The following is a 23,347-nucleotide window of genomic DNA, read 5'->3' on the forward strand; positions in this document are numbered from 1 at the left end:
CTCAGTCCGGATCGAGCGGGCGGATCACTCGGCTGACGCGAGACCACCGTTGAGCGTGAACGGCTCGTGGTACGGGGAGCACGGCGGGAAGTCGGCCTGCTGTGGCCCGTTCCCCGTTCGTCCGGTGCCCGTGGCGGAGCTCCTTACCGTTCCGTCCGAGGGGCACCGGGGACTCGCGGGATGCCGCGCAATGAGGTGGTGGCGCGTCCGTACGGGGAGAAGAGCGACGGGTTGCATTCGGAGTGGGACAGGGAAAATTGACAGTATGTCACGGCGCCGGAGAGTCCCGACCACAGGAGGAAACCGACCCCGTCTCCGTCGGCCCCGGCCACCGGCGAGAGGCGCCGACGGGACTGTCGCCCGCTGGGGGAAGAGCGCCACCGCCGCGTTCACCTTTCTGGCGCTCGTCGCTGGTGTGGTGGGGCAGTTCCTGGGGATCTGGAAGGGTCTCCTGGAGCAGTTCGGCGGCTCGGAGTCACCGCGGCCGACTGCTTCCGGCTCGCCGCCCGGTGTGCCGAGCCCTTCGGCTGCTTCTTCATCCACCTGCGGCACGTCGAGCGACGATGTCGTTCTCGAACTGGACGGGAAGCCGAGCCGTACGGCGGCGCGCGTGGTCGCCACGGTGTCCTGTGTCCCCGCACCCGGTGACCACCTGGCCTGGGTGGTGCGGAAGGTCACCGGTACGGCTGACAATCTGCGTGTGCACTACACGCTGCGAAGCGCCCTGAACCAGGGGCCGGGCAGCTACACCTACGACGCTGTTCTCCGCACGACGGCACCGGGGTCCGAGCGCACCGTTTCCGTACTGCTGATGGACAGCGACACCTACCGGTCGGTGAGGGCGACGAGGGATCCCGAGACGGACTATGTGCAGCTGCCGCATCCGCCTCCCGTCGTGTCGAACTCCGTGCTGATCAAGACGCCGGAGTGAAGTCGGCAGCTGCTGCGGGACGGCGTCGGCCGAGAGCCTGTCCGCGCGGGCGCGGGCCACTGTCTCGTTGACGTCGCTGTCGGAGGGGCACCCCCAGGACTCCTGGGGGTGCCCGGCCTCGTGTGCCTGAACGGAGGCACGGGGCGGCTTGCGACGGTCGGCGCTTCTCTCAGCTCAGAGAATCGCCACAGCCCGTCCGGCGACCTCGCCCTTGGCGAGCTTGTCGACGTACTCCGGGATCTGCTCGAACGTGATGGGCATGATCTTCGAGGCGATGTTGCCGCTGGCCATGAGCTTGAGCACTTCCTCGGCCTCGGACTTCTCGCCGTTCGAGGCGCCGACGATGGTGATCTCCTTGAGGGTGACCTGCTGCATGGAGATGGTCGCTTCCTCGCGGGCCAGTCCGATCTGCACGATCCGACCGCCGTGCTTGATCGCGTCCACAGCCGAAGCGGTGGTGGTGCCGAAGCCGGCGAAGTCGACGATCACGTCAAGACCCTCGTCCGCGAAATCGCGGATGTCCTTGGACACGCCGCCGACTCCGAGCTCGTCGACCGCGTCCCAGACCTTCTCGTTGACCTCGGCCACGTAGACGGTGGCGCCCAGTTCCTTGGCGATCTGCGCACCGAGCGAGCCGAGTCCGCCGAACCCGATGACGCCCACGTTCTGCCCGGCCTCGACACGGCCGAACGTCACGAGTGCGCGGTAGGCCGTGCGCGCGGCGTCCATCGCCGGAGCGGCCTGCGAGAAGTCCACCTCCTCGGGCACGCGCACGACGAGGTTCGCCCTGACGACGACCTTCTCGGCGAATCCACCGTCGACCGCGGTTCCGGGGCCCTCGGTGACGGCCGGGATCCCCACGCGGTCGCCGACGGCGAATTCGCTGACGTCCGAACCGACGGCGCTGACGACGCCGGCGGTCTCGTGGCCCAGGATGATCGGCTTGTGACCCAGCAGAGGAGTCAGGGTGCCGTCGACGAAGCTCACGTCGCTGTGGCACAGGCCGGAAGCCTTGACGTCGACGACGATCTCGTCAGCGCCTGGCTTCGGGTCCTCGCGCTCGACCAGCGTGAACGGTTCGTTGACCTCGTTGAACTGCCATGCCCGCATGCCAACTCCTTCATCTGGTGAGCACCCACAACCGAGTGCTAGTTAAATTTTAAACGTTTTCAATCGAAAGTCGAACGACCCCGCTCCGGGTGGACGAAAGACGGGCCCCCGCACCGAGGATCGGTGCGGGGGCCTTGCCGTGCCCGGCCGGCTCCGGGAGGGCGGGGCGCCACGAGACCTGGCGGCCGCTCGCTCGTGGGGCCGTGAAGCGGGTGGCGCGGGTGCCGGTGTCCGGTGGAACGGCGCCTACGCCTTCGAGCCGATGCCCGCTGTGTCCGTACCGGCGTCGTCCTGCGGCTCCGCGGGTTCCATCGCCGGGACGGCGCCCGTGGCGGTCGCGATCGACGGCGTGAGCACCGAGGCGTAGGCGTGCTCGGTGGAGTAGGTGAGGAAGCCCAGGTGTGCCTCGTAGCGGTCCAGGACGTCGTCGATCACCTGCTGGGGGGACAGGCCCATGAGGTCGTAGCCCTCGGAGCCGGTCTGGGTGAACACCTCGACCCGGTAGTAGACGTCCGTCTGGCGGGACATGCGTCCGCCGAACATCGGCACCGGGGCCTCGACGGCCTGCACCTGGTAGTGGAAGTCGCGGTGCTCGGGGATCACGACCACCAGCGCGTGGCTGGAGATGCCGGTGTGCTCGTTCGGGACCGGGTCCAGTGTGGCCTGGTAGCCCTGCTTCCCGAATTCGCGGACCACGTCGGCCAGCGTCGGCTGCACGGTGCGCTCCATGAACTGGGCCACCTGCTTCTTCGAGGGGTAGGAGCGCATCCGCTCCAGCCGCTGGCGCCAGGTGCGCTCGGGCACGTGGCCGCCGTGCGCCGCCGACGACTGCCGGCGCAGGACCCGGCCCTCTCGCTCGGCCCGCTCCATACGCAGGACCTTGGAGAAGGAGGCCATCACCAGCCAGGCGATGACCGTCACCGGCAGGGCGAAGATGAGCGTCGCGTACTCCATGGTGGTGACCCCGCCGGCCACCAGCATCGCGATGGTCAGCACCGCGGTGAGCACCGCCCAGAAGACGCGCAGCCACTTCGCGCCGTCCTGCGACGGCTTGGGGATCGAGGAGGAGAAGTTGGACATCACCATGGCGCCGGAGTTGGCGCTGGTGAGGTAGAACAGCAATCCGGACAGCGTGCCGAGGCCTATCAGGAAGCCGGCGCCGGAGAACATCTCCAGCAGCGCGAACCAGCCCTTCTCCGGGCTGTCCATGGCCTGCTGGGCGAACTCCGTGTTCCCGTTCAGGACCTGGTGCATGGCGCTGTTGCCGAAGATGCTCACGATCAGGAAGTCGCAGAGCACCGGGGCGGTGACGGCGGCGATGACGAACTCGCGCAGCGTCCGGCCGCGGGAGATGCGGGCGAGGAACAGGCCCACGAACGGGCCCCAGGCCAGCCAGAACGCCCAGAAGAACAGGGTCCAGCCGGACATCCACTCGGAGCCCCCCTCCTGGTAGGCGAAGGTCTGCAGGGTCCGGTCCGGCAGCGAGAAGACGAAACGGCCGATGTTCTCCACCAGTGCGTTGAGCAGGAACGCCGACTCTCCGGTCACCAGGATGTAGAGCAGCATGGCCGCCGCACTCCAGATGTTCAGCTCGGAGATCAGCCGGATCCCCTTGTCCACGCCCGAGGTGCAGGCGGCGATGGTCATGATCACGGCCACGACCACCAGCGCGATCTGCAGGGCCAGGCCCTCCTGGAGGCCGAAGAGCCAGGCGAAGCCGACGTTCAGCAGCACGACGCCGATGCCCATGGAGGTGGCGACGCCGAAGACGGTGCCGACCAGGGTGACGATGTCGATGGTGTCGCCGATCCCACCGCGGACCCGCTTGCCGAGCAGGGGGTACAGGGCGGCCCGGATGGACAGCGGCATGCCCCAGCGGTAGGCGAAGTAGCCCATGGCCATGCCGAGCAGCGAGTACATGGCCCAGCCGGCCACGCCGTAGTGGAACATGGTCCAGACCACGGCGTCCTGGGCGGCCGCGGCCGTTTGACCGTCGCCCGTCGGTGGAGCCATGTACTGGGTGATGGGCCCGGTGACGGAGTAGAAGAGCATGTCGATGCCCACACCGGCGGCGAACAGCATGGCCACCCAGGTGAAGAGCTTGTACTGCGGCCGGGAGTGGTCGGGGCCGAGCCGGACGGAGCCCTCCTTGGACAGCGCGACCCAGAGGACGAACAGGATCACCACGGTGACGGTCAGGACGTAGAACCAGCCGAGGTTCTCCGCGATCCAGGCCACCGTGGTCTGCATGGTGCCGGCGGCGTGCGCGGGCATGAGCATGGCCCAGAGGGAGAAGGCGACGATGACGGCCGAGGCGATGACGAAGACGCGGCGGTTGACCCTGGGGCCGGGCTCCTCGATGAGTTCCGCGGGGGCCTTGCTGAGTTCCTGGCTGGAGACGGGAGGACGGTTCTCGGCCTCCTGGCCGTGGTGCCGCCGTTCGGTGCCGCCGAGGTGACGGCGTTCTATCGGGGCCTTCGGCGGCCGGCCCCCGGGGCGGGACGTGTCTGCGGCTTCGTGCATGCGGTCCTCCTCCTGTCGGAGACGAGTTCGGGCGGACGTCGGCGTGGTCGGACGTCCGCGGCCTCGATCCGATGAGATGGGAGAGGCCGTGCAGCGGGCACCCTGTCGTGGGGCCTACCTAGATGGTAGAACTCATGACAAAACGATCTCCGTGAACCGATCCGAGGTCGGCAGAGCTCTCAGATGTTGCTTGTGACCTGGGCTTTCGTGGTGCTCAGTCAGCGGTTGGCGGCCTCGTATCCGGTGGGTTGAATGTGCCTTATCTCACCGTGAAGCCGGGTTTGGTCGTACCGGTCAGTAAAAGGTGTCGGAGTTCTGTGAAAGGGCCGCAGGGCAACAGGAGCAGTGGTACGACTGCTGCATGACCTCGAGCTATCGCACGAAGGACGGTCACACGGTGGGCCTCGGTGGCACCGTGTGGGGGGTGAACGGGGAAGGCCCCTTCACCCTCACGAAACCCGATTCCGCTCCGTCCGGATGGGTCTGCATGGTGAGCGCTGACGGCGAGGACGTGCGCCTGCACGCTCCGGAGGACGTCGCGATCTACTACAACCGGGTCCGGCGGTAGAAGGTCCGAGGGGACGTCCTGCTCTGCGGCGTGTGCGGGCGGCGGATCGAGGGCGTGACCGCGGAGCAGGTCCGCCGCGGCGCGGCGGTGCACGGGGAAGGGAAGCGCCAGGAGCGGGACGGACCGGCTGCACGGCGGCCGTGATCGGCCTCTCGGCCATCCCCGTGGGCCCGGTCACCGGCCTGATCGATGTCACCGCGCAGCGCCGGGTGGCGGTGGACGCCGTGCGCGGACGACCGGCTGGGGACGCTCATGGAACGAACGTCGGCGTACAACGCGGCCCTAGGACTGAACGGACCATCGACTTGGAGGCCCCGATGCCTGAACCGATCTCTCCACAGGAACCCGAGACCGCCACGGAGGCTGCCGGGGCACCGTTCGAAGTCGTCCTGACGGTCTCCGAACAGGCCGACGTCGGCCCGCTGTTCCGCCGTCTCAGCACCGTCCCGGAAGCGACCGTCACCCGAAGGCGCTCCGGTCCGGACGAGGGCGAGCTCGGCGTCGTCGAGGTGCTGCAACTGCTCGTGCCGTCCGCGGCGGTGCTCACTGTCGCGATCCGGACGCTGCCGGCGTTCATCAGGTCCCGGCGGTCGTCCGTGACCGTGACGCTCACCCGCGGGGACCGGTCCGTGACCCTCACCGGTGAGAACCTCGACGACCCCCAGAAGGCCTTCGAGATCGCCGACCGCCTGCTCGGCGATGACTGACCCGGCAGACCGGGACTATTCCCGGTCGCGTGCGGTCCTCATGGGCACCTGGGGCTACACGGACTTCGAGCCGGCCCCCGCGGTCGAACGGAGCTTCAACCGGATGCGGGACCTGCTCCTGGACCCGGTGTGCGGCCCGTGGCCCGAAGAGTCCATCGTGCCGTTCGACAACCGCCCCACGCTCGGCACGACCCAGGTCGAGCTCATCGACGCGCTCATCGAGGCCACGGACGTCGCGTTCTTCTACTACGTCGGACACGGGATCTACGATCACCGCGAGCGGCTGTGCCTCACCGTGGGCGACACGAGGCTCGACGCGCACTACACGGCCGCCACGGGGCTGCCGTTCGAGGCCGTGCGGGACGCGTTCCGCTTCAGCCGGGCCGCAGTCAAGATCGCTGTGCTCGACTGCTGCTACGCGGGGCTCGCCACGGAGGAGTACGGCCGCCTCTCCGCCAACCGCCTGCCCCCGGTGTCCGGCGCGTACGTGCTGATGAGCAGCAGCGCGTTCGAGACCTCCTGGTACGAGAAGGAGGTCGTCGCCGACGCACAGACGTACTTCACCAAGGCCTTCGTGGACACCGTGCGTGCGGGGATCCGCGGCGCACCGGCCGGCCTCACGTTCGACCACATCTTCGGCGTGGTCGCCGACCGACTCGTCGAGAACGGCAGGCCCGAACCGGGCCGCCGCATCGAGGACCACGCCGCCAGGTGGGTGTTCGCCCGCAACAACGCCCCCGACGCCCCACCCGAACCCGGCGCCGACCCGGACGCCGTCTACCGCGAGGCGTACCGCCGCGAGACCAAGGAGGGCGTCGAACGGCTGCCCGTGATCACCGCGATGTACCGTGCGGCGGCCGAGGCCGGACACACACCCTCGATGAACCGGCTCGGACAGATCGCCGAAGGCCGGGTCCAGGCGAGGATGCAGGGCATCGAGCCGGGCCCCGTCGGCGGTGCGGCGCTCCTGGAGGCGACGCAGTGGTACACGAAAGCCTCCGAAGCCGGCGACCCGGTCGGCCCCCTTCACCTCGGACAGCTCTACGAGGAGCAGTACAAGGACCAGGACCGGGCGTTGTACTGGTACGCCCTCGCCGTGCGCCGGGGCAACGGCGCGGCACGGGAACGGCTGACCGGACTGGAGCAGCGCATCCGCCTCGGGGTCGACGCGTCCCGACAGCCCGGGGGCGAGAACGAGGAGGAGCCGGAACCGGCGCGCCCGGCGCCCCCGCCCGACGTCACCGTCGCCGACCTCACCACCGAGGTACTGCGGCAACGGTGGCTGGCCGACTGGGACGGCAGGGAGCCGCTGGCGTTCGCCCAGTGCCTCGACGTCCTCACCGACGCCTGCGGCGGCCCCCACGGCGAGTGGGCGGCCCTCGACGAGACGGAACGAGAACGCGTCCTCACCGACTTCACCGCACGGCTGCCGCGCAAGGCGGACCTCGCGAGCGCGGCGCGCCGGTACTACGAGGATGTCGGCCCGGGGAACCTCCGCGCCCACGCCGTCGGACTCCGCCGCCGGGCGAAGTGATCCGAACCGAATCGCAAGACGCCACAGGACAACACCACAGGACAAGGGAGGGCGACATGGCGATCCCGGAAGTCGGCACGGCACTCCGGCAATCCCTCGAACGCCACCGGTTCTCGCTCCGACCGCAGCCCGAAGCGCGCCCCGGCGAGGAGACCGTCCACGTCGTCCTCGACAACGGTGGGGGAACGTTCCACGCCGGTCGGGTGGACCACCACCTGGGACTGTGGAGCGCCTTCGCCGTCGTGCGCGACCACGGGCTCTTCCGTACCGACGAGGTCGGCCGGTACGAGTCGTTCGAGGACGCCGTGCTCGCCGTCCTCATGAGTTTCACCCACGTCGAGTAGGAGGCGCCGGAATGCGCGTCGAACCACGATTCCGCGACCAGATCAAGTGCCTCGTCCTCAAGGACCGCAGGGCCAAGGCGCTCGACGAAGCCCTCTCACCGGCCGACAGGGTCGCCTTCAACGATTTCCTCGTCTCGGTGGTCGCCGTGCTCCTCGCGCCGCGACTGGGCGACCGGTGCGACGTCGACGACCTCGCGGCGTTCAGCGACGAGGTCGCCGCCGGGCACCGGAGCGAACGGCGACCGGTCAACGAGTTCGTCGTGGAGGAGGTCCTCCGGCAGGTGTACGGAGTGCCGCGGCTCTTCCGGACGATCCCGGTACCTCCCACCGCCGTGTCCGGGGCGGGCGCGGCGATCGTGCGGCACCTGAACAACACGGACGCCGGCGTCGCCGCCGACATCGACCGCGTCCTCGACGCGGCTGCGGACCTCCACCGACGCCGCACCCGGCAGTGATGCCGTACGGCCGCTGCCCCTGGACACGGGTCCGTACGTGGGGCGGCGAACCCGTGCGCGGTGCGGGGCCGCGCCGGCGGGGGTTTGTCGAGGACACCCCGTGATGATCCGCACGGTGGGAACGGGTGGTGCAGTCTCGTGAACAGGCGGGCGGGGACGGAGCCTTGGCGCGGGCGCGTGTACAGGCTGGTTCAAGAGCAGCTACAGCCGTGGGGAAGGCGGGGAGCGCGTCGAAGGCGCCGCCGACGTTGTCGCTGTCCACGTGCGTGTCTCGGAGCAGGTGCAGGAGTGGGGGCCTGTACTGAGGGTGGGTCCGGCGGCGTGGTCGGTGTTGCTTGAGGCGATGTGAGCTCGTGGGTGCTGTGAACCGCCCGTGCACCGGCCGTCCGCCGGAGATCCACCGGGGCCGGGGACCATAGCCTTCTGATCATGGCCGACATCCATGAACTCCAGCTCACGCTCGACCTGCCCGACTCACTCCCGCCCCAGGACCTCGCCCTGCTCCGCTGGCACCTGGGAGAGGAAGGCGGGCGAGGGGACGACGGTTACGCGTACCCCCTCTGGGGCGATCGGGGACCGGCGCTGCGGATCGGGGGCGTGCTGGTCGGAGAACTGCGCTCCGACGGTTCGGGATGGGCGCTGACCGTGCGACAGGAGGCGCACCCCGACGAGTTCGACGATCTGCGCCGGATGGTGCTGTGGCTCGGCGCGCGTACGACGACCGTGGGCGTCATCGGGTACCTCCGTTTCTACGAGGCGCACCTTCCCGACGTGCTGATCGCGCGGTCCGGAGCCGTTCACCGCGCGATCCTGCGGGTGGACGAGGTCGTCGCGTCGGTGGCCGAGGTGATCCCCGACCCCTACGCGTGAACCGCGGCCCGCCACGGAGAACCACGATCCGCGCAGTGGGTTCCGGGGCAGGACCGACACGTCCGAGGCCGCGGCACAGCGGAAAACCTCTCCCGACTCCGGTCGGCACCGGCCGTCGCCGGCCGGGACGAGGGTTCCGCCTCCGGCCCCGGCCTGGCGACTAGCGACGGTCACGGGGATGGACGGACACGCCGCCGTGCGGCACCGGCCGGTCGAGGTCGGGGTCGCCGAACTCGGTGCGCAGGGCCCGGAAGGCGGTCACCTTGTCCTCGCCGAAGCGGCGGACGTGGGCGGCGTACTCGTCGGGGGAGAGGAACGCCGAGGGCCGGGACTTGGAGTGGAACTTGTCCGCGTACATCACCAGCCGCTCCTCCGCCGTCACCGCCAGGTAGTCGCCGGGAGGCAGCGGGAGGTTCTGGCGCGTGATGTCGTGCCGCGTGAGCCCCACTCCGGTGTGGTGGGAGCAGAACCGGCACAGGACCTCGGGAAGGCCCTCCTTCTCGAGGATCTCCTGGCCGAGCAGTCCGTGCCGGATGTAGTTCTCGTGGTCCAGCCGTCCGTCGTGCCCGTAGAGGCGGTAGACACCGATGTCGTGGAGGAGGCAGCCGGCGCGGACCAGGTCGGCGTCGAGGTGGGCGAGGTGCGGCGCGGAGAGGAGCTGCTCGGCGATGCTCCAGACGATCTCGCAGTGCGTGTGGACGAGCGCGAACGCCTCGGCGGTGGGCGCGTGCTTCTCGTGCAGCGCACGGATCTCCTCGGGTCCCGGAATCCTCATCCGGGGAGCGTAGCAACCACCGTTCCGGCTACTCGATCGCGCACTCCTGCACATCGAGCGGCTCGGTGCTGCCGGCCGGTCTGCTGCACAGGACCCGCGCCTCCGAGACGCCCTCCGGGGTTCTCCGGACCCGCTTGAGGAGGATGCTGTGGCCGTGCCGTTCGCCGTACAGGGGCGCGTCGGTGAAGTCGATCGTTCCGGTGGCCATCCCGTCGAGCCTGACGCTCCTGAGGTTGACCCAGGTCGCCGCGCGGCTCTGGGGTACGTCCTCGCGGCTGGCCGCCCAGTACAGCGCGCGCGTGGCGTCGTGGGACAGGGCGGTCTGCCCGCTGGCGAAGTCGGCGGCGTCGTACGTGGCCTTCCTGCCCTCGAGCCAGGGGAGGTGGTGGGTGGCGTTCTCGTAGAAGGCGGTCCTGGACGCCGCCTCCCTCAGCTCGGCCAGGGCCGCGTGGTAGAGCGTGATCCGCGGGGCCACGCCGTCGCGGCCGCCCGTGTCGGAGAACCTGGCCTTGCTCAGGTCGTCGCCCGTCAGGATCGAGATCTCCCTGTTCGCGCAGCCCGGCTGGGTGCTCAGCTGGGTCATCAGCGGGCCGATGTCCTCCACCCGCCCGGCGAAGTAGATCACCGAGGGGACGTTCGCCCCCTGACAGATGCGCTCCGCGTGCAGCCGCAGCTCGGGGTCGCCGTTCGCCACCCGGTAGCTCTGCCCGGGCAGCATCCGGAAGCCTTCCCGCTCCAGCATCTCCCCGCCGTAGGTGGCCTGCTCGCTGGTGTACCGGTCCTGCGACTTCTCGGTGTCACGGGCCAGCACCAAGGCGTACGGGGCCTTGCCGGGGGTGAGCATCTGCCGGGCGATGAGACCGAGCGCCTGCGCCTGGTGCTTGTCGGGGGCCGCGAGGCTGAACCAGTTGGAGAAGTCCTCCGGCAGGTAGGTCGCCGAGTTGGTGCCGGAGACGATGGGCACCCCCGCCGTGTGGAGCCGTTGCGTGACGTCGGGGCTGCTCTGCAGGTCACGGCCGAAGCCGACGACGCCGACGACGGTCGGGTCGTGCTCGGCGTACTCGGCGATCGCGTCGGCCGTGACGCGCTGGTGTCCCATGTCCGCGCCGCCGTTGGCGAGCAGCACGCGCAGCTTCACCGTGTGGTTCTCGTTGACGACGCGCTGGGCGAGGTACACGCCGGTCAGCTCCTCGACGCCCTTGACCGGGGAGGGGGCCGCCGGGGAGGAGCTCAGGGGGCCCGCGTACACCACCGTGACGTAGTTGCCGGAGTGGCCGCGCAGCACCTCGGCGTTCTCCTTGTTGACCAGGTCCTCCAGTTCGCGCAGCCTCGCGCCCTTCTCGTCGGCCGTGTCCTGGAGGTACGTGCCGAACCGGACGTCTCCGGTGGCTATCCCGACGCACTCCGTACCGTCGCCGCCGGGCGCGGAACGCCGTTCGGTGTCGCGGTTGGCGGTCAGCAGGCCCGCCGAGCAGTACGTCCGGTGCAGGTCGTAGGAGCGGACGGCGCCCGCGGTGACGGCGAGGGCGAGGGCGAGGACGAGGCTGTACGTCGACCACACCACGCGGGTCAGGGGCGGCCGGTGCCCGGCCCTGACGCACCGCCAGTCCGACTCCCGCAGCTGCACCAGCTCCTCGTGGGGCAGCGGGATCCTGAGCACCCAGGGCAGGGCGTTCGTCCTGCTCGGGGACTGGTCGGCCCGGAGGTTCCCGGCCCATTCGTCGTACCAGTCCCGCAGCCGCTGCTGGAGACGCGAGGGCCGGTACCGGGACGGTGGCGGGATGACCGGTGGGCCTCCACCCGCACCGCGGTCGAGCAGCGCCGCGTCGTTCGCCGCCACGCCCGCCACGATCAGCAGCGGGTCGAGTTCGCTGCGCCGGCTGCGGACGTCGCTGACCGCCTTGATCAGCTCGATGCCGCCGTTCTCCGGGCCTATCCGGCGCAGGAACAGCATCGGCGGGCGCGTCCGCTTGAACCCCCGCAGGTCCCAGCTGCCGCGCCGGTGGTTGTCCCGCAGGTCCTCGAAGAGCGCCAGCACGTACAGCTGGAGGGGGAACGGGCCGCCTTCCCGCATGGCCTCGGACACGTCGTAGGCGCGGGCCGCTATGGCTCTCCAGGAACGGACGGGCCGCAGCAGTCGCACGCTGGTCGACTGGCGGCGGGCGGCGGACTGGAGGAACGTCGTGGTCAGGAACCACCGGCTCTCCCTGCGCAGCCACAGGAAGAGGGGCGCGCGTCCGGGGACGTGGTTCAGGGCGGCGAGCAGGATCATCAGTCCGATGCCCGCCAGGACGGCGATGTACCACTCGGGGCGGGTGAGCAGTGCGGTGAAGGCCCCCAGGACGCCCATGGGGAGGAACTGCTGCACGTCGGTGAGCAGCATCTGCCGGTACCGGTGCGAGGGTCTGCGGGGACGCCAGCGCTGCCGGGCCAGGACACGCAGCAGATGTGTCTGGGCCCGCTCCCGCTGGGCGTTCCCGTCCGGAGTGCCGGCGGGGGCGGTCGGCCAGTGCTCGCGCATCTCCGGGTCCTCGGTGGCCTCCTGGAGGGCACGCACGAGGCCCAGGCGGGGGAAGGAGTAGGGCCGGTAGGCGGCGGACCGGTCGCCCCACTTCCTGGAGTCGCCGAGGTCGCACAGGAGCCGCACGGCCCGGGCCGTGGGATCGAGGTCCTCCGGCTGGGGCCCGGTCGGGGCGACGGCCAGGCGCGTGCCGTGGCGCTGCTGCCCCTTGCGCAGTTCTTCGACGAGTTCGACGACGCGGTCGTCGTCCGCGGGGTCCTCGGCGTGCAGCACGATCACCGGCATCGGAGGATCGCTGGTCCGGAAGTCCTGGATCAGGGACTCCAGCTGACGCTGGACGTCGATCCCCGCCTCGGTCGACATGCCGTGGTCCCTGTCCGGGCAGTCCTGAGGGAAACTCTGGTCACGGCCGTGCATGGACACCCCCCGTGGTCGTAAGACACATGTGTCACAAGCGCTTTGCGAGGATAACGCCTGCCCCCGACAACCGCTCCCGGCGGAACGGCGGTCCGTCGGCGGTGGTCGTACCGGAAGCCGGCGGGTGACGTCATCGGGGCGCTGGGCAGGAGCATCGTGCTCGGGGCCCGGCGGTTCCGGGGCCGGCGCGTGCGGTTCACACGATCGGGTGGCGCTGTGCGGTGCGGGCACGTGCCGGCCCCGCGGTCCGTTCGATCCGGTGACGGGGACATCTCGTCCCTTCTCGGTACGGACCAAGGGAACACCACATGATCCTGCATTTTCACCGCAATCCCGACGGCACGACGACCGGGCGCAACGACGCCAACGGCTTCACCGTGACGCACGCCGAAGAGGAGGAGGCGAAGAGGCTGCTGTACGAGGACGCCGGGTGGGAGTACACGCCTCCACCGCCTCCGGTGCCACCCGGCTTCCACCGGTTCTCGCTGGTGCACGACGAGTTCCGGGCCGCCGGCTTCGGGGACGAGCGGTACGCGGGTCTGCGGGCGCGTCCACCGGAAGGCTGCGTGCCGGTCGACTGGGGGTGCTTCGCCCTGGAGTGCGAGCGTCCGGGGAAGACGCTCCTGGACGCGGTCGCGGGCACCGTCGCGGAAGTCCGCCGCGAGCACGGGCTGGTGATGAACAGCCTGGGGATCGAGAAGGCCGAGGAAGGGCTCGACGCCGACACCAAGGACGGGTACGCGGCGAAGACCGTCGCGCACTTGGTGCTGAGGGCGGCTCACCGGGCCCGTCTGCTCGGGTACGGACGCAAGGACCTGGTCCGGTTGCTCGACGCGGCGGGCATCGAGTGACCGGTGGGGCGCCCGGCCCGGTCGTCGGGTGCTTCGACGGCCGGGCCGGCTCAGAGGCTCGGCGTCGTGGAGGGGGCGGAGCGGGCAGGAGGCGGGTCGGCCGGGGTGAATCGGGGGCGAGTGCGAGGATCATGAACGCCTTCCCTCTCGTGCACCGCCGGTGAGCCGCCCCGTCCCTTCTGCGGTTCGAGCCACACCACGGTGCCTTTGCGGCCGAGTCCGTTGACGGCGTGGACGCGGTTCTTCCCCGTGCGCTGGAACACCACGGTGCTCGCTGAACCGTGTCCCGAGGCCGACGGTCGCCGGGACACGGCGTGCCGCACGTCCCGGACTTCCTCGTTCGGGCCCGCGGGGGGAAGGGACGCCGGGCGGATGGCCGGGCACCGCCGCAGCCGGACGATCGTTCTGACCGTTCACGTGCGTACATCACCGTGCCGCCCTCCCCTCGATCCCGTCCGGCAGGGCCGTCGGTCACGGAGGGCGTGGTGCCGGAAGGTTCGCAAGGGCGCCGCCGAGGGGCGAAAACCAAAGGTCCGGGGTCGAGGCGAGGGGGGAGATCAGTCCGGATGCTTCTTGCATATCCTGTGCAAGTGCGTTCCTACAGCATCAAGACGGCGGCCCCGGAAGACCTCGACGACGCTCGAGCCGTGATGCTCGACACCGTCTACCGCGACTTCGGCAGCGGCTACGTGCCCCGCTGGCACGGCGACATCATCGACCCGGCCGCCGCCTATCTGGCCCCTCCCCGGCACACGCTGCTCGTCGCCGTCGACGAGCGGGACGGGAGCGTCGTGGGGACCGGCGCCCTGGACGCGCGGGGCCCCGCGCATCCGCCGAACCCGCGGGGCGTCGCCGAGCGGTTCCCGTCGGGGGAGACCGCGCAGTTGCGGCGGATCTACGTGCGGCCCGAGCACCGGCGGCACGGTATCGCCCGGCGGCTCGTCGACGCGCTGCTCGACTTCGCCGCCGCCGACGGCGGGTACCGGTCCGTCTATCTGCACACCGATCCCACCGTGCCCGGGGCGGAGGCGTTCTGGCGGTCCGTCGGGAAGGTCGTGCACGACGAGCGCGAAGACCCCGGCGGCGGGCAGGGCATCGTGCACTTCGAGGTGCCCCTGGGGTGGACGCGGGAGCCGGTGGGCGAGGCCGCGCGGGGGCGCGGCGATCGACTGTAAATTGAAAATCATTTTCATGTAAGCTGTCGCCCGGCCACCGCGTCGCCGCCCCACCACGCCTCCGACGGAACGAGGACCATGAGCTCCCGACCCCACAGCCATCGCCTCCCACGCCTCCCGCACCGGTCCCGCCTCGCCGCCGCCGCGCTGCTGATACCGCTCCTCGCCGGCTGCTTCGCCTCCGGGGGCGGTGAGTCCGGGAAGGACGGCGACGGCGGGAGCGGGTCCCGGCTGCGGGTCGCGCTCGCCTTCCCGCCCGCCGAGCGGTTCTCGCCGTACGGCGCCGACGCCACGCTCCTCAGCCGGCTCGGCGTCGCCGAAGGGCTGACCACCCTGGATGCCAACGGCGCCGCCGCGCCCGCGCTCGCCCAGTCGTGGCGTCAGAAGGACGCGAGGACCTGGGTGTTCACGCTGCGCGAGGCCCGGTTCCAGGACGGCACGGACGTCACGGCGGCCGCCGTCGCCGACGCGCTCACCCGCGCCACCGAGGCCGAACCCGAACCCGCCGCCCTCTCCGGCGTCGACCTGACCGCCGAGGCCGACGGCGGACGCACGGTCACCGTCCGCACCACCGAGCCCGACCCCGTCCTGCCGCTGCGGCTGTCCAGCCCGAGCCTCGCCGTGTTCTCCGGCAAGGCCTACGACGCGAACGGCCGCGTCGACCCCGTCGGCACCGCCACCGGCCCCTTCGAACTCACCGAGGTCGACGGGGCCTCGTCCGCCGTCCTCGACCGCTTCGACGATTACTGGGGCGGCCGCGCCCAGGCCTCCGGCGTCAACGCCCGGTTCATCGCCGACGGCACCGCCCGCGCCAACGCGCTGCGCACCGGCGAGGTCGACATCGCCGAGGCGGTGCCCGTCGCGCAGGCGGCCACCCTCGACCCGAAGACCCGGCGCGACACCGCCACCACCCGCACGACCAGCCTCCTGCTCAACGCCGCCTCCGGGCCCTTCGAGGACCCGGGGCTGCGCGCCGCCGCCCGCGCGGCCGTCGACACCTCCGCGCTCGCCGAGGGGGTGTACGAGGGGTACGCCGACCCGGGTGCCGGTATCTACGGGCCCGCCGTGAGCTGGGCCGAGGGCAAGCGGACCGAGCCCGTCGGACGGGCGGAGCCCGGCCGCGCGAAGGGCGCCCCGGTCACCCTCGCCACGTACGACAACCGGCCCGAACTCCCCGAGGTCGCCCAGGTGGTGAAGCAGCAACTGGAGAAGGCCGGGTTCGAGGTGAAGCTCGAGGTGCGCGAGTACGCGCGGCTCGAGTCCGACGCGCTGGACGGGAAGTTCGACGCGGTCGTGCTCGCCCGCAACACCCTCCTGGACACCGGGGACCCCGTCTCCGTGCTCGCCGGCGACTACACCTGCGACGGCGGCTACAACATCGCCCGGCTGTGCGACGAGGACGTCGACCGGGCGGTCGCCGAGGCCGAGCGGATCTCCGACCCCGGCAAGCGGCAGGACGCGGCCATGGCCGCCGAGGCCGCCGTCCTCGGCAGCGACGCCGTGGTGCCGCTGGTGCACCAGCGGATCATCACCGGCGCCGGCACCTCGGTGCGGGGCGTGCTGCTCGATCCCTACGAGCGCACCCTCGTCGGTACGGGAACGCGGCGCTGACCCGTGCGCCGGCACCTGGCCGTACTCCTGTGGCGCACCGTGCTCGCGGCCGTCCTCGTGTGCGGCATCGGCCTGCTGCCCCGGCTCTCGCACACCGACCCGGCGCTGACCGTGCTCAAGGCGCGGTCGGCCGAGCGCGACCCCTCGCCCGAGGTGCTGGCGGACATCCGCGCGGAACTGGGGCTGGACGCCGGCCCGCTGTCCCTGCTCGGGCAGTGGCTGGGCGGGCTGTGGCGCGGGGACGCCGGACGGTCGTGGATTTCCGGCGGCGAGGTCGTGCCCGAGGTGCTGCGCGCCCTGGGTGCCTCCCTGCTGCTGATGACGGCGGCACTCCTCGTCGCCGCCGTCACCGCCGTGCTCGTCTGCGCCCGCACGCTCCGTCTGGGATCACGGCGGCGGCTCGACGGGCGGCGCGCCGGGGGCGGCGGGTCGGCCGTGCTCGCCGCGCTGCCCGAGTTCCTCGTCGCCTCCGTGCTCGCCACCGTCGTCGGGGTGCAGCTGGGCTGGCTCCCCGCCCTCGGCTGGTACGGGCCGCAGTGGACCGTGCTGCCGGCGCTCGCCCTCGGCCTGCCCGCCGGGGCCGTGCTGGGGCGCCTGCTCGACGACCTGCTGCCCGGCGCCTTCGGCGAGCCCTGGGCGCTGGCCACCGCCGCCCAGGGACTGCCCGCCCGGCGCGTCGCCCGCCGGGCGGTACGCCGCTGCGTGCCCGCGCTGCTGCCGAACACCGGGCTGTTCGTCGTCGGGCTGACCGGCGGGGCCGTCGCCGTGGAGCAGATCTTCGACATCCCCGGCCTCGGCCGCACCGCCCTCCAGGCCGCCCTCGCCCAGGACCTGCCCGTTCTCCGGGCGGGCACCCTCGCCCTCGTCCTGCTCGCGGCCGTCGCCGCGGGAGCCTGCCGGCTCGCGGCCCGGCTCCTCGTCGGGCCGGCCCTGCGCGACGGTGCCCTGCCCTCCCTGCACCGGCCGGCCCCGCCGGCCCGCCGGCTCCAGCCCCTCGTGTACGGCGCGGCCCTGCTCGCCGTGGTCGTGCTCGCTCTGCCCCGCGACCCGCTCGCGCTGGACACCGCCGAACGCCTCCGACCGCCCTCCCGGGCGCACCCGTTCGGCACCGACGCCCTCGGCCGGGACCTGCTCGCCCGGGTCGGGCACGGTGCCCTCGACACCCTGCTGCTCGCCCTCGGGGTCAGCGCCGCGGCCCTGTGCGCCGGGGTGCTGCTGGGACTGCTGCCCCGGCTGTCCGGGCCGCTCGCCGACACGGTGAACGCCGTGCCCCCGGTGCTCGGTGCGCTGCTCGTCACCGCCGCCGTCGGCGGCGGGGCCGCCACCCCCGCGATCGCCGTGGCCGCCGTCGCCTGGACCCCGCTCGCCGCGCACACCTCCGCACTGCTGGTCCAGGAGCGCGCCACCGCGCACTTCGCGGCCGCCCGGGGCTTCGGCGCGGGCCGCTGGTACCTGCTGCGGCGCGAACTGCTGCCCGCCGTGCTGCCGCCCGTCGTCCGCCACGCGCTGCTGCGGCTGCCCGGGATCGCCCTCACCCTCGCCTCCCTCGGCTTCCTCGGCCTCGGCGCCCAACCCCCGTCGCCGGAATGGGGGCTGCTCCTCGCCGAGAACCAGCCCTACGCCGAACGCGCCCCCTGGGCCGTGCTCGCCCCGGCCGCCGTCCTCGCCCTGCTCGGGGCGCTCGCGGTGACCGCGGCGGGCGGGGTGCGGTGGCCGGGGATTCGGCGCGGACCAGGACGGAGACCGGAGGACCACACCTCAGGGGCAGTGCCCGTGCGCCCGCCGTCGCTCGCGAAGGAACCGGTGAAGACACGATGACCGCCCTGTCCGCCGACCCGCTCAAGGCACCGGGCCGTTCCCGGTTCTCACCGCTGCTGCGGCTGCTGATCCTCACTCAACTCGCCTTCAACCTGGGCTTCTACGCCGTGCTCCCCTTCCTGTCCGTGCATCTGGGACAGGCCATGGGCATGGCGGGCTGGCTGGTCGGACTGGTGCTGGGACTGAGGACGTTCAGCCAGCAGGGGCTGTTCGTGGTCGGCGGGATGCTGGCCGACCGGTACGGCATCCGGCCGGTGGTGCTCGCCGGGTGCGCGCTGCGGATCGCCGGGTTCGTCTGGCTGGGGTACGCCGAGCGGACCTGGGCGGTGATCTGCGCGGTGGTGCTGATCGGGTTCGCCGCCGCGCTGTTCTCCCCGGCCGTCGAGTCCGAGGTGGCCCGGCAGGCGGTGGTGTGGGAGGAGGCGGGCGGCGGATCCCGCACCCGTGTGCTGGCGCTGTTCACCGTGGCGGGACAGGCCGGGGCGTTCACCGGACCGCTGCTGGGGGCGCTGCTGCTGGCGGTGGACTTCCGCACCGCGTGCCTGGCGGGCGCGGGCGTCTTCGTGCTCGTACTCGCCGGTCACGCCCTGCTGCTGCCGCAGCGCATACCGGGACGGGACCGCACCCCGGTCGGGGGAGGACTGCGGCTGGTGCTGCGCAACCGGCCCTTCCTCGGCCTGTGCTGCGCCTACGGCGCCTACCTGCTCGCCTACAACCAGCTGTATCTGGCCCTCCCGCAGGAGGTGGAGCGCGCCACCGGTTCCCAGACCGCGCTGGCCTGGCTGTTCACCCTGTCCTCGCTGCTGGTGGTGACCGCCCAACTGCCGGTCACCCGCTGGGTGGGGGAGCGGCTGGCGATGCGCCGCTCCATGGCGGCCGGTCTGCTGCTCGTCGCGGCCGGCTTCGCCGTCGTGGCGGCGGCGCGTCCCGCCGGGTGGACGGGGATCGCCGGGCTGGTGCCCGCGGCCGGGTTCGTCGTCCTGCTCACCCTCGGCCAGATGCTCGTCGTGCCCGTGGCCCGCGCCTGGGTGCCCGACCTCGCCGAGGAGGGCCGGCTCGGCCTCTACACCGGGGCGCTGTCCTCGGTCTCCGGTCTGATCGTCCTGCTCGGCAGCGCGGCGACCGGGACGCTGCTGGACGCGGGGCTGCCGTCGGCGCTGCCCTGGCTGGTGCCGGCGGCCGTGACGGCGATGGCGGCGGGGCTGCTCCCGAGACGCCCGTGACCGCCTCGCGCCCCGCGCACCTCGTCCCGCACCCCGCTCACCCGCCGCGCCTCACCCCGCGACCAGTTCCCGCACCTCGGCGGTGGCGGCAGCCGCCGCCCGCACCCGCGACGTCCGCCACAGCCACCGCACGTCGCGGCCGAACGACCACACCAGCAGCCCCAGCGCCAGCGCCACCACACCGACGTTGACCACGTGCGGCAGCAGGTCCGCGCCCGCCAGCAGCAACAGCACCCCCTGCAGCGCGGCCACCGTCTTGCGGGCCGTGCTGGGCGGCAGCGGGGCCGTCAGCCAGGGCCAGAGGCGCGCCGCCGCGACGAAGACGTACCGCATCGTGCCGATCAGCAGCACCCACGGACCCATCGCCATCGACACGTACACGCTCAGCACCAGGATCAGGAACGCGTCCACCTCCATGTCGAAGCGGGCGCCCAGCGGGGTCGACGTACCGGTCCTGCGCGCCACCTTCCCGTCCACGCCGTCGAGGATCAGCGCCACGGCGGTCAGTCCGACGAGGAGGGAGACGGGCGGTGAGTCCTGGAACGAGTCGGCGACCAGCGCCGTCACACCGCCGACGAGGACGGCCCGGCCGAGGGTGACCCGGTTGGCCGCGCCGAAGGAGCGCAGCCGGGACCGGTGCAGGGCCCGGGAGAGCACCGCCCAGGTGGCGACCGCGAACGCGAGGCCGGTCAGCCAGCCCGCCGGACCCATGCCGATCGCCGGACCGATCAGGGCCAGCAGCAGGACCTGTACGCCCGCCCCCACGGCGGTCTCCTGCTGTACGAGCCTCGCGTCGTAACTGTTGTTCAGGGCCACCGAACACCCTCCGGCCGTGTGACAGAGTCGATCAACGCCGCTACCTTGTGCGCGGCTTGTGCACCCCTCGGTACGCGTGCAGCTTCCCGATCGTTCAGGAGGACTTCGATGAACCGCACCGCCCGCGCGTTCTGGCTCGACTCGCCCGGACGAGGGGGGATCCGCGAGGTCGACCTGCCGGTTCCCGGCGAGGGCGAGGTGCTGGTGCGCTCGCTCTGCTCCGGGGTGAGCCGCGGCACGGAGACGCTCGTCTTCCGCGGCGAAGTGCCGGAGAGCCAGCACGCGGTCATGCGGGCGCCGTTCCAGGAGGGCGACTTCCCGGGGCCGGTGAAGTACGGCTACCTCAACGTGGGGGTGGTGGAGGAGGGTCCCGGGGAGCTCGTCGGCCGGACGGTCTTCTGCCTCTACCCGCACCAGACGCACTACGTCGTCCCGGCGAGCGCCGTCACCCCCGTGCCGGACGGCGTGCCCGCCGGACGGGCGGTGCTGGCCGGCACCGTGGAGACCGCCGTCAACGCCCTGTGGGACGCGGCGCCCCTGGTCGGCGACCGGATCGCCGTCGTCGGCGGCGGCATGGTCGGCTGCTCGGTGGCCGCGCTGCTGGCGCGCTTCCCCGGCGTGCGCGTCCAGCTCGTCGACGCCGACCCGGCGCGGGCGAGCACCGCCGAGGCGCTCGGCGTCGGCTTCGCCCTGCCCGGGGACGCGCTCGGCGAGTGCGACCTGGTGGTGCACGCCAGCGCCACCGAGCAGGGGCTGAGCCGGGCACTGGAACTGCTCACCGCCGAGGGCACGGTCGTCGAACTGAGCTGGTACGGCGACCGGAAGGTGAGCCTCCCGCTGGGCGAGGCCTTCCACTCGCGGCGGCTGGTCATCCGCGGCAGCCAGGTCGGCACGGTCTCCCCGGCCCGCGCGAACCGCAGCTACGCCGACCGGCTCGCCCTCGCCCTCGACCTGCTCGCCGACCCCGCGTTCGACGCCCTCGTCACCGGCGAGTCCGCCTTCGAGGACCTGCCCGGCGTCATGCCGGGGCTCGCCTCCGGAGAGATCCCGGCACTGTGCCACCGCATCCGCTACGACGCCCCGTGACAGCGGCGGAGGAACGGCGCGTCGCCCTCCCCGGTACGGCCCCGGTGCGGCCCCCGGTGCGGCGCGCCCTCCCCCCGCGGCGACGCGCGTACGCCTGACCTGAGAAAAGACGCGGGGGACGCTGAACACGGGGAGGCGGTCAGCCGTACTACACGGCATCCTCGGCGGAGATCGGCCGGGGAGCAGACGCGCCGCACCTGGAGGGTCGTCCGTTGTTCAGCATCACCGTCCGCGATCACATCATGATCGCCCACAGCTTCCACGGCGAGGTCTTCGGACCGGCCCAGCGCCTGCACGGGGCCACGTTCCTCGTGGACGCCACGTTCCGGCGCGAACAGCTGGACGAGGACAACATCGTGGTCGACATCGGACTGGCCACGCAGGAACTCGGGGCCGTCGTCGGGGAGCTGAACTACCGCAACCTCGACGACGAGCCCGACTTCTCGGGGATCAACACCTCCACCGAGTACCTGGCCAAGGTCGTCGCCGACCGTCTCGCCGAACGCATCCACAAGGGAGCGCTGGGCGAGAACGCCAAGGGCATCGCCGCGATCACCGTCACGCTGCACGAGTCGCACATCGCCTGGGCGAGTTACGAGCGTGCCCTGTGACCGACACGACCATCGACCGGGCCCGCCTGGACTACGTCCCCCGGCAGGCGTCCCATCCGAGGAACGACGGGATCATCCCCATGTCCCTGCGCACGGTGCACTTCGTGATGCCGGGCGGTGTCGACGACCCGACCGCGCCGAGCGGCGGCAACGCCTACGACCGGCGGGTCTGCCTGGACCTGCCCGGCTTCGGCTGGCAGGTCGACCGGCACGCCGTGGCCGGTGGCTGGCCCCGCCCGGACTCCGCCGCCCGCGCGCGGCTCGCCCGCACCCTGCGGGAACTGCCGGACGGCGCCGTCGTCCTGCTCGACGGACTGGTCGCCTGCGGGGTCCCCGACATCGTCGTCCCGGAGGCGGAACGGCTGCGCATGGCCGTCCTGGTCCACCTCCCGCTCGGCGACGAGACCGGGCTCGAGGCCGCCCTGGCCGCCGAACTGGACGCCCGTGAGCGCGCGGTGCTGCGGGCGGTGCCCGCCGTCGTCGCCACCAGCGACTGGGCGGTGCGCCGTCTGGTCTCCCACCACGGCCTCGCCCCCGAGCGGGTCCACGTCGCCGCCCCCGGCGCCGACATCGCCCCCCTGGCACCCGGCACCGACGGGGTGTCCCGGCTGCTGTGCGTGGCCGCGGTGACGCCGCGCAAGGGGCAGCACCGGCTGGTGGAGGCGCTGGCGTCCGTCGCCGAACTGCCGTGGAGCTGCACCCTCGTCGGCGGGATCACCCAGGAGCCCGAGTACGTCGCCCGGCTGCGGTCCCTGATCCGCGCGCACGGCCTCGAGGACCGGCTGGAGCTGGCGGGACCGCGCTCCGGCGCCGAACTCGACGCCAGCTACGCCGCCGCCGACCTGATGGTCCTCACCTCGTACGCGGAGACGTACGGCATGGCGGTCACCGAGGCGCTGGCGCGCGGCATCCCGGTGCTGGCCACCGACGTCGGCGGGCTGCCCGAGGCGGTGGGCCGGGCGCCCGACGGCGGAGTGCCCGGCATCCTCGTCCCGCCGGAGGACCCCGCGGCCATCGCCGCCGAACTGCGCGGCTGGTTCGGCGAGGCCGACGTGCGGCGCCGGCTGAAGGCCGCCGCCCGCAGCCGGCGCGCCGCGCTCGGCGGCTGGGCGAGCACCGCGCAGAGCCTGGCGGCGGTACTGCGCCGGCTCCCGACCGAACCCCGGAGGGCGGCATGACCGAACCGGCGACCACCACACGGCACAGCGGCGCGATTCCGGCCCAGCCCGGCCCCCGGGACGTCGCGGAGTCCGTGCCCGACCGGCACCGGCAGGAGGGCACCGTGGAATCCGAGAACACCGTCGCCCGGCACTCCGTCATCCCCGGCGCCGGCCCCGTGCCCGGCCCGGGGGAGCGGGCCACCCTGCGCCTGCGCGACCCCGGGGAGCCCGGGGAGCCCGG

At 72.2% G+C, this 23,347-nt stretch carries 20 protein-coding genes and 2 pseudogenes; 17 read left to right on the forward strand and 5 right to left on the reverse strand.

Annotation, left to right across the window (positions count from 1 at the left end):
- Nucleotides 1-418: 418 nt before the first annotated feature.
- Nucleotides 419-931: a hypothetical protein gene (locus B7L92_RS40325; protein WP_143626347.1), complete on the forward strand. Its 513-nt coding sequence runs from the start codon at nt 419-421 to the stop codon at nt 929-931.
- Nucleotides 932-1,105: 174 nt separating this feature from the next.
- Here B7L92_RS40325 and B7L92_RS18795 read toward each other — a convergent pair whose 3' ends face one another.
- Nucleotides 1,106-2,041 carry an alcohol dehydrogenase catalytic domain-containing protein gene (locus B7L92_RS18795; RefSeq protein WP_081238695.1) on the reverse strand — a complete coding sequence of 312 codons (936 nt, stop codon included), beginning with the start codon at nt 2,039-2,041 and terminating at the stop codon, nt 1,106-1,108.
- A gap of 246 nt (nt 2,042-2,287) precedes the next feature.
- Nucleotides 2,288-4,564 (reverse strand): choline BCCT transporter BetT, encoded by a 2,277-nt coding sequence (gene betT / locus B7L92_RS18800; protein ID WP_081238696.1) that lies wholly within the window; start codon nt 4,562-4,564, stop codon nt 2,288-2,290.
- Between the two features lie 361 nt (nt 4,565-4,925).
- Between betT and B7L92_RS18805 the strand changes: the two genes are divergently transcribed.
- The 7 genes and pseudogenes from B7L92_RS18805 to B7L92_RS18835 all read left to right on the forward strand — a co-directional run bounded on the left by B7L92_RS18805 (nt 4,926) and on the right by B7L92_RS18835 (nt 9,042).
- On the forward strand, nt 4,926-5,132 hold the full coding sequence (locus B7L92_RS18805) for a hypothetical protein (RefSeq protein ID WP_081238697.1): 207 nt from the start codon (nt 4,926-4,928) through the stop codon (nt 5,130-5,132).
- 317 nt (nt 5,133-5,449) lie between these two features.
- Nucleotides 5,450-5,839 (forward strand): effector-associated constant component EACC1, encoded by a 390-nt coding sequence (locus tag B7L92_RS18810; RefSeq protein ID WP_081238712.1) that lies wholly within the window; start codon nt 5,450-5,452, stop codon nt 5,837-5,839.
- A complete protein-coding gene (locus tag B7L92_RS18815) occupies nt 5,832-7,373 on the forward strand; it encodes a caspase, EACC1-associated type (protein WP_081238698.1) in 1,542 nt (513 codons plus the stop codon). Before B7L92_RS18810 ends, B7L92_RS18815 begins: the two co-directional genes overlap by 8 nt.
- 56 nt (nt 7,374-7,429) lie before the next feature.
- A complete protein-coding gene (locus B7L92_RS18820; protein WP_081238699.1) occupies nt 7,430-7,717 on the forward strand; it encodes a hypothetical protein in 288 nt (95 codons plus the stop codon).
- A gap of 11 nt (nt 7,718-7,728) precedes the next feature.
- Nucleotides 7,729-8,172, forward strand: a complete 444-nt coding sequence (locus B7L92_RS18825; protein WP_081238700.1) for a hypothetical protein — start codon at nt 7,729-7,731, stop codon at nt 8,170-8,172.
- A 196-nt stretch (nt 8,173-8,368) separates the two neighbouring features.
- A pseudogene (locus B7L92_RS18830) lies at nt 8,369-8,521 on the forward strand (DUF397 domain-containing protein); the annotation flags it as partial.
- Nucleotides 8,522-8,601: 80 nt separating this feature from the next.
- Entirely contained in the window at nt 8,602-9,042 is a 441-nt protein-coding gene (locus B7L92_RS18835) for a hypothetical protein (RefSeq protein WP_081238701.1), read from the forward strand.
- Nucleotides 9,043-9,202: 160 nt separating this feature from the next.
- Here B7L92_RS18835 and B7L92_RS18840 read toward each other — a convergent pair whose 3' ends face one another.
- Together B7L92_RS18840 and B7L92_RS18845 are read right to left on the reverse strand one after the other, a co-directional pair.
- Nucleotides 9,203-9,817, reverse strand: a complete 615-nt coding sequence (locus B7L92_RS18840; protein ID WP_081238702.1) for an HD domain-containing protein — start codon at nt 9,815-9,817, stop codon at nt 9,203-9,205.
- A gap of 28 nt (nt 9,818-9,845) precedes the next feature.
- Nucleotides 9,846-12,701, reverse strand: a complete 2,856-nt coding sequence (locus B7L92_RS18845; RefSeq protein ID WP_081238703.1) for a type 1 periplasmic-binding domain-containing protein — start codon at nt 12,699-12,701, stop codon at nt 9,846-9,848.
- Nucleotides 12,702-13,063: 362 nt separating this feature from the next.
- Here B7L92_RS18845 and B7L92_RS18850 point away from each other — a divergent pair, with 362 nt between their 5' ends.
- The 5 genes from B7L92_RS18850 to B7L92_RS18870 all read left to right on the forward strand — a co-directional run bounded on the left by B7L92_RS18850 (nt 13,064) and on the right by B7L92_RS18870 (nt 19,433).
- Nucleotides 13,064-13,606, forward strand: a complete 543-nt coding sequence (locus B7L92_RS18850; RefSeq protein WP_081238704.1) for a hypothetical protein — start codon at nt 13,064-13,066, stop codon at nt 13,604-13,606.
- A gap of 590 nt (nt 13,607-14,196) precedes the next feature.
- The gene (locus B7L92_RS18855; protein ID WP_107501532.1) at nt 14,197-14,781 is read left to right on the forward strand and encodes a GNAT family N-acetyltransferase; all 585 of its coding nucleotides are present in this window, start codon (nt 14,197-14,199) and stop codon (nt 14,779-14,781) included.
- A gap of 78 nt (nt 14,782-14,859) precedes the next feature.
- Nucleotides 14,860-16,392, forward strand: coding sequence for an ABC transporter substrate-binding protein (locus tag B7L92_RS18860; RefSeq protein ID WP_081238706.1), 1,533 nt, complete (start codon nt 14,860-14,862; stop codon nt 16,390-16,392).
- A 3-nt stretch (nt 16,393-16,395) separates the two neighbouring features.
- A complete protein-coding gene (locus tag B7L92_RS18865) occupies nt 16,396-18,210 on the forward strand; it encodes an ABC transporter permease subunit (protein WP_081238707.1) in 1,815 nt (604 codons plus the stop codon).
- A complete protein-coding gene (locus tag B7L92_RS18870) occupies nt 18,207-19,433 on the forward strand; it encodes an MDR family MFS transporter (protein WP_081238708.1) in 1,227 nt (408 codons plus the stop codon). The genes B7L92_RS18865 and B7L92_RS18870 overlap by 4 nt, the downstream gene beginning before the upstream one ends.
- A 51-nt stretch (nt 19,434-19,484) precedes the next feature.
- Here the strand turns inward: B7L92_RS18870 and B7L92_RS18875 are convergent, their stop codons facing one another.
- Nucleotides 19,485-20,249: a CDP-alcohol phosphatidyltransferase family protein gene (locus B7L92_RS18875; RefSeq protein WP_081238709.1), complete on the reverse strand. Its 765-nt coding sequence runs from the start codon at nt 20,247-20,249 to the stop codon at nt 19,485-19,487.
- Between the two features lie 108 nt (nt 20,250-20,357).
- Here B7L92_RS18875 and B7L92_RS18880 point away from each other — a divergent pair, with 108 nt between their 5' ends.
- The 4 genes and pseudogenes from B7L92_RS18880 to B7L92_RS18895 form a co-directional block, all read left to right on the forward strand.
- Complete coding sequence (locus tag B7L92_RS18880) at nt 20,358-21,335, forward strand: zinc-dependent alcohol dehydrogenase (RefSeq protein WP_081238710.1); 978 nt, start codon at nt 20,358-20,360, stop codon at nt 21,333-21,335.
- 212 nt (nt 21,336-21,547) lie between these two features.
- Nucleotides 21,548-21,946: a 6-pyruvoyl trahydropterin synthase family protein gene (locus B7L92_RS18885; RefSeq protein WP_004980772.1), complete on the forward strand. Its 399-nt coding sequence runs from the start codon at nt 21,548-21,550 to the stop codon at nt 21,944-21,946.
- Nucleotides 21,943-23,124: a glycosyltransferase family 4 protein gene (locus B7L92_RS18890; RefSeq protein WP_081238711.1), complete on the forward strand. Its 1,182-nt coding sequence runs from the start codon at nt 21,943-21,945 to the stop codon at nt 23,122-23,124. The genes B7L92_RS18885 and B7L92_RS18890 overlap by 4 nt, the downstream gene beginning before the upstream one ends.
- Nucleotides 23,121-23,347: pseudogene (locus B7L92_RS18895) on the forward strand (trans-aconitate methyltransferase); the annotation flags it as partial. The gene B7L92_RS18890 and the pseudogene B7L92_RS18895, both read left to right, overlap by 4 nt.

The organism is Streptomyces viridosporus, from assembly GCF_002078235.1.
Taxonomy (GTDB): domain Bacteria; phylum Actinomycetota; class Actinomycetes; order Streptomycetales; family Streptomycetaceae; genus Streptomyces; species Streptomyces viridosporus.